The sequence below is a fragment of the Geodermatophilus sp. SYSU D00758 genome (assembly GCF_054049955.1).
Genome location: NZ_JBJGYK010000055.1, coordinates 21,681 through 27,989, shown reverse-complemented (window position 1 = coordinate 27,989; position 6,309 = coordinate 21,681). Strand labels below are relative to the sequence as shown.

General features: G+C 72.1%; 5 protein-coding genes. 2 read left to right on the top strand and 3 right to left on the bottom strand.

Going from position 1 to position 6,309, the window contains the following annotated elements; translation table 11 throughout:
• Positions 1 to 56: 56 nt before the first annotated feature.
• From ACI8AC_RS23255 to ACI8AC_RS23245, 3 genes are read right to left on the bottom strand one after another with little or no spacing between them, the layout of a single operon-like run.
• Complete coding sequence (locus ACI8AC_RS23255; RefSeq protein WP_456900223.1) at positions 57 to 1,523, bottom strand: aldehyde dehydrogenase; 1,467 nt, start codon at positions 1,521 to 1,523, stop codon at positions 57 to 59.
• 27 nt (positions 1,524 to 1,550) lie between these two features.
• Positions 1,551 to 1,997, bottom strand: a complete 447-nt coding sequence (locus tag ACI8AC_RS23250) for a nuclear transport factor 2 family protein (RefSeq protein ID WP_456900222.1) — start codon at positions 1,995 to 1,997, stop codon at positions 1,551 to 1,553.
• Positions 1,998 to 2,008: 11 nt separating this feature from the next.
• Positions 2,009 to 3,130, bottom strand: a complete 1,122-nt coding sequence (locus ACI8AC_RS23245; RefSeq protein WP_456900221.1) for an NDMA-dependent alcohol dehydrogenase — start codon at positions 3,128 to 3,130, stop codon at positions 2,009 to 2,011.
• 258 nt (positions 3,131 to 3,388) lie between these two features.
• Between ACI8AC_RS23245 and ACI8AC_RS23240 the strand changes: the two genes are divergently transcribed.
• Together ACI8AC_RS23240 and ACI8AC_RS23235 are read left to right on the top strand one after the other, a co-directional pair.
• The gene (locus ACI8AC_RS23240; protein ID WP_456900220.1) at positions 3,389 to 4,330 is read left to right on the top strand and encodes an alpha/beta hydrolase; all 942 of its coding nucleotides are present in this window, start codon (positions 3,389 to 3,391) and stop codon (positions 4,328 to 4,330) included.
• A gap of 19 nt (positions 4,331 to 4,349) precedes the next feature.
• On the top strand, positions 4,350 to 6,041 hold the full coding sequence (locus ACI8AC_RS23235) for a flavin-containing monooxygenase (RefSeq protein ID WP_456900219.1): 1,692 nt from the start codon (positions 4,350 to 4,352) through the stop codon (positions 6,039 to 6,041).
• Positions 6,042 to 6,309: the final 268 nt, after the last annotated feature.

Below are 6,309 nucleotides of genomic sequence, written 5' to 3'. Positions count from 1 at the left end.
CGCCCGCGCCCCCCCCCCGGCCCGCGGGGGGCCCGCGCCCCCCCCCCGGCAGGGGGTCAGATGCCCTGGATCATCTTCGTCTCGAGGAACCCGCTGATGCCCTCGGGACCGCCTTCGCGGCCCAGCCCCGACTGCTTGAAGCCGCCGAAGGGCTGGGTGACGCACATGCCCCAGTCGTTGACGTAGATCTGGCCGGTGCGCACCTGCCGGGCGATCCGCTCGCCGGCCTCCCGGTCGGCGGTGAAGACCGCGCCGGAGAGGCCGTACTGGGAGTCGTTGGCGATGCGGACGGCGTCCTCGACGGTGTCGTAGGGGATCACCACGATCACCGGGCCGAAGATCTCCTCCTGGGCGATGCGCATGGAGTTGTCCACGTCGGCGAAGAGGGTGGGCTGCACGTAGTAGCCCGTGTCCAGCCCCTCGGGGCGGCCGCCGCCGGTCACCAGGCGCGCGCCCTCCTCCAGACCCACCTTGATGTAGCCCTCCACCCGGTCGCGCTGGCGCTCGGCGGCCAGCGGGCCGAGCACGGTGCCCTCCTCGCGCGGGTCGCCGACCGGCACCGACTCCATGATCGCCTTGACGTTCTCGACCACCTCGTCCTGCTTGTCCCGCGGGACGACGAGGCGGGTGAGCGCGGCGCACACCTGCCCGGAGCTGCCGATGCCGGCGAAGGTGACGGTCTGCGCGACCGAGGCGATGTCGGCGTCCGGCAGCACGATCGCCGCCGACTTGCCGCCGAGCTCGAGGGTCACGCGGGCGATCCGCTCGGCGCACAGCGCCATGATCCGGCGGCCGGCGGCCGTCGACCCGGTGAAGGAGACCTTGTCGACACCGGGGTGCTTGACCAGGTGCTCCCCCACCTCCCGGCCGCCGGGCAGCACGCTGACCACGCCCTCGGGCAGACCGGCGGCCTCCAGCGCCTCCGCGAGGAGGAACACCGACACCGGCCCCTCGGGCGCCGGCTTGAGCACCACGGGGCAGCCGGCGGCCAGCGCCGGGGCGATCTTCAGGGACGCGGTCGCGACCGGGCCGTTCCACGGGATGATCACCGCGGCCACGCCGACCGGCTCGCGCACGATCGTCACCTCGGTGCCGTCGGGCAGCGTGCGCCGCTCCTCGGTCTCGAGGGAGGCCGCCAGCGTGGCGGCGTCGTCCCACATCGCCGAGGCGTTGGCGTGGAAGGCCTTGCTGATCATCGCCGGGGCGCCGATCTCGACGGTGAAGGAGGCCTCCATGGCCGGGATCCGCTTGGCCACCTCCTCGCCGACCCGGCGCAGGACGGCGGCCCGGTCGGCCGGTGACATCCGCGGCCAGGGGCCCTCGTCGAAGGCCTTCCGGGCCGCGGCGACGGCGGCGTCCATGTCGGCCGGGCTCGCGGCCGGGACGGTCGCCACGACCTCCTCGGTGATCGGCGAGACGACCTCGATCACCTCGTCGGTCGCGGGGGCCACCCACGAGCCGCCGATGAACAGCTTGTCGAACGAGCGGACGCCGGCGTCGGCACGCTCCTGGACGGCGGTCATGCGGATCCTCCTGGGGTGGGGGTGCGCTCAGGCATCGAAGCCCTCGAGCTGGGGCGGGGTCAGCGCGGAGATGCGGCGCTCGGCGATCCGCCACCCGTCGGGCGTGCGGCGGTAGACGTCCTCGTTGAGGGCGATCGCCTTGAACGCGGCGCCGCTCTTCGTGTGCCCCTCGGAGAACACGTAGTTGGTACCGCGCGCGGTGACGCCGTCCTCGTCGAGGTCGACGACGTGGTTGGTGATGATGTGGAACTGGTCGGCGATCGCCGCGGCGTCCCGCTCGAAGAAGCCGAGGATCGCCTCGCGGCCGGCGAACCGCTCCAGGCCCACCGCGGTGGCGTCCCAGACGGCGTCGTCGGTGAAGGCGGAGACCGCCTCGGCCGGGTCGAAGCGGTCCAGGCCGCGGGCGTAGACGTGGGTGGCCCGCTGGATGTCGAGCAGGTCGGCGGTGCGGGTGTCGGTCGTGGTCAGGGTCATCGCCGCCGCCCTCAGTCGTCGTAGACGATGACGCCGCGGATGTTGCGCCCCTCGCGCAGGTCGGCGAACGCCTCGTTGATGTCCTCGAGCTTGTAGGTCTTCGTGATCAGCTCGTCGAGCTTGAACTGGCCGTTCTTGTACATGTCGGCGATGAGCGGGATGTCGTTGCGGGAGTTCGTCGTCCCGTAGAGCGAGCCCTGCAGCCGCTTGCCCGACATCGCGAAGCTGAACAGGTCGAACTGGACGTCGCGCTGCATCACCGGCGCCGCGGCGGTGAGCACGATGACCCCGCCGCGGCGGGTCAGCTGGTTGGCCTGCTCGACGATGTCGCCGCGGGCCACGTCGACGGTGATGATCACCCGGTCGGCGCCCTGGCCGTTGGTCATCCGCTCGATGAGCTGCGCGGCGTCCTCGAACGAGGCGACCGGGTGGGTGGCGCCGAACTCCTTGGCCTTCTCGCGCTTGAAGGCCACCGGGTCGACGGTGACGATGTTCTTCGCCCCGCGGTGGACCGCGCCCTGGACGGCGTTCATGCCGACCCCGCCGGTGCCGAAGATGACGACGGTGTCGCCGAGCTGCATGTCCGCGGCGTAGACCGACGAGCCCCAGCCGGTGGGGACGCCGCAGCCGATCAGGGACGCCGGCATCAACGGGATCTCCTCGTCGATCTTCACGACCGCGTCCACCGGGACGGTGGCGTACGGGGCGAAGGTGCCCAGGTAGCTCATCGCGCCGACGCCCTTGCCGCGGGCGTGGATGCGGTGGGTGCCGTCCGGGGCGAACCCGGCCAGCACCCCGGCGCCGAGCTCGCACATGTTGGCCCGGCCGGAGACGCACATCCGGCACCTCCCGCACGAGGGCAGGAACGACATGACCACGTGGTCGCCCTCGGCCAGGTCGGTGACCTCCGGGCCGACCTCGGTGACCACGCCGGCGCCCTCGTGACCGCCCAGGATCGGCGCCCAGGGCAGCGGGATGTCCCCGGTGTCGAGGTGGTCGTCGCTGTGGCAGATGCCCGAGGACGTCAGCTTGACGGTCACCTCGCGGCGCTCGGGCGGGTCGATCTCGATCTCCTCGACGCTCCACCCGGAGTTGGTGCCCGGCTCCCAGAGCAGTGCTCCCACGGTCTTCACGTGCAGCTCCTCGTGTCGGTGGCCGGGAGCACCGTCGCCCCCGGGTTGCCGGTGACCCTAGCCACATCCCTGCGCAGGGATCCAGAGTCCCTGCGCATATTTCGGCGGTTTCCTCGCCGACAGGTCGACTCGCCGACTCCTCGACCGCGACGCGCCGCACCCCCTTGATGTCTCCACATCATGCGCCTAGTTTGCGACCCACGTCACAGGCCGCACCCGGCACCAGGAGCCGGTGCGGCGCCCACCGGAAGGCGGACCATGGCACTGGACGACGCGACGACGGCATTCCTCACCCAGATGGCCGACAGCGGCGCCAAGCCGCTGCACGAGATGACGCCCGAGGAGGCGCGCGGGCTCACCGCGGCGCTGGGCGAGATGTACGGCCCCGGCCCGGACATGCACCGGGCGGAGATGACGAGCGCGCGGGCGGCGGACGGGTACGACGTCCCGTTGCACGTCCTCGTCCCGACCGGGTCCCCCCGCGGCGTGCTCGTCTACTACCACGGTGGCGGCTGGGTCATCGGCGCGCTGCCCGAGTTCGAGACCCTCGGCCGCAAGCTCGCCGAGCGGACCGGCTGCGCCGTCGTCCTGGTCGACTACCGGATGGCGCCGGAGAACCCGTACCCGGCGGCGGCCGACGACTCGTGGGCCGCCCTGCGGTGGGTCGACGCCCACGTCGAGGACATCGCCGGCTCGCGGGTGCCGCTGATCGTGGCCGGGGACAGCGCCGGGGGAAACCTCGCCGCGATCATGGCTCAGAAGGCCCGGGCCGCCGGCGCCCCGGGCCTCGCGATGCAGGTGCTGGTCTACCCGGTCACCGACTGCGACCTGGACAACGAGACCTACCGCGACCCCGAGAACCAGCTGATGCTGACCAAGGAGTCGATGGCCTGGTTCTGGGACCTCTACGCCCCCGAGCACGCGATGCGGCAGAACCCCGATGCCTGCCCGTCCAAGGCCGACGACCTGTCCGGCCTGCCGCCGGCCGTCGTCCTCACCGCCGAGCACGACGTGCTCCGCCAGGAGGGCGAGGAGTACGCCGAGGCCCTCCGCGCGGCCGGCGTCCCCGTGCGGTCCCGCCGCTTCTACGGCCAGATGCACGGCTTCTTCACGATGGTGAACGTGCTGCCCGGCAGCGAGGCGGGGATCGCCTACGTCGCCGAGGCGATCGACCGCCAGCTCACCGCCCAGCCCGCCTGACCGAGAGGAGCACGAACTCATGACGCAGACGCACCAGCAGCCGTCGAGAACCGCGATCAGGGGCGTTCCCGAGGTCGACGCCGTCGTCGTCGGCGCCGGGATGTCCGGCCTGTACATGCTGCACAAGCTGCGCGGCCTGGGCCTGACCGTGCAGGTCTTCGAGAAGGGCGACGGCGTCGGGGGGACGTGGTTCTGGAACCGCTACCCCGGCGCCCGCGTCGACGTGAAGAGCATGGACTACAGCTTCTCCTTCGACCCGGAGCTAGAGCAGGAGTGGGAGTGGACGGAGAAGTACCCACCCCAGGACGAGCTGCTCCGCTACATCAACCACGTCGCCGACCGGTTCGACCTGCGCCGCGACATCAAGTTCGAGACCACGGTGACCGAGGCGGTCTTCGACGAGGACGTCGACCGCTGGCACGTGCGCACCGACCGCGGTGACCAGCTGTCCACCCAGTTCGTGATCATGGCCACCGGGTGCCTGTCGGCCTCCAAGGTTCCGGAGGTCCCGGGGCTCGACCTGTTCCGCGGCCGCTGGTTCCACACCGGGCACTGGCCGAAGGAGGGCGTGGACTTCAGCGGGCAGCGGGTCGGCGTGATCGGGACCGGCTCCTCCGGCGTCCAGGCCATCCCGCTCATCGCCGAGCAGGCGGCCGAGCTGACCGTGTTCCAGCGGACGCCGAACTTCGTGCTGCCGGCCCGCAACCACCCGATCGACCCGGAGCACCAGCGGGACGTCAAGTCGCGGTACGCCGAGGTCCGCCAGGCCGCCCGGGAGTCCGGGTTCGGCATCGCGGTCCCGACGCCCACGAGGTCCGCGCTCGAGGTCACGCCGGAGGAGCGGCAGGCCCGCTACGAGAGCGTCTGGTACGACGAGGACAACAACCTCGTGGACATGCTGGTCAGCTACAACGACATGATCACCAGCCAGGCGGCCAACGACACCGCGGCGCAGTTCGTGCGGGACCGGATCGCCGAGATCGTCGAGGACCCGGAGACGGCCGCCGCCCTGCAGCCGCACGACCACCCCTTCGGCACCAAGCGGCCGTGCCTGGGCACCAACTACTACGAGACGTTCAACCTGCCGCACGTGCGCCTGGTCAACGTGCGCAGGACGCCGATCGTGGAGATCACCCACCGGGGGCTGCGCACCACGCAGGAGGAGTTCGAGTTCGACGACCTCGTCTTCGCCACGGGCTTCGACGCGATGACCGGCGCCCTGACGGCGGTCGACATCCGCGGTCGCGGGGACGTGAAGCTGGAGGACAAGTGGCACGCCGGCCCGCGCACCTACCTGGGCATCCAGGTGGCGGGCTTCCCGAACCTGTTTACCATCACCGGGCCGGGCAGCCCGTCGGTCCTCTCCAACATGATCACCTCGATCGAGCAGCACGTGGAGTGGGTGGCCGACGCGATCGCCTCCATGCGGGCCGAGGGCCTGTCGACGATGGAGCCCACCGTCGAGGCCGAGGACGCCTGGACCGCGCACGTCGACGAGGTGGGCCACATGACGCTCTACCCGACCGCGGACTCCTGGTACATGGGGTCGAACGTGCCCGGCAAGCCGCGGGTGTTCATGCCCTACATCGGCGGCGTCGGCGTCTACCGGCAGAAGTGCGACGAGGTCGCGGCCAACGGCTACGAGGGCTTCGTGCGCAGCGGCGCCCGCGAGGCGGTGGGCGCGGGGCGGCCGTCGGCGGACGCGGGCTGAGGGCTCCCGGGGGGGGGGGGGGGGGGGGGGGGGGGGGGGGGGGGGGGCGGGGGGGGGGGGGCGCGCGGGCGGGCCCCCCCCCCCCCCCCCCCCCCCCCCCCCGGGAGCGGCTTGACGCTGACGTCAACGTCCTCCTGGGTTGTGGTGCGGGTCACAACGACCCCGCCACCTCGCCCCTCGGGCCCGCGGCCGGGCCCGCAGGGACGTGCCCCCGAGGAAGGCCCTCCATGACGCAGTCCCCGCAGTGCGAGGAGATCGCGCGCAACGG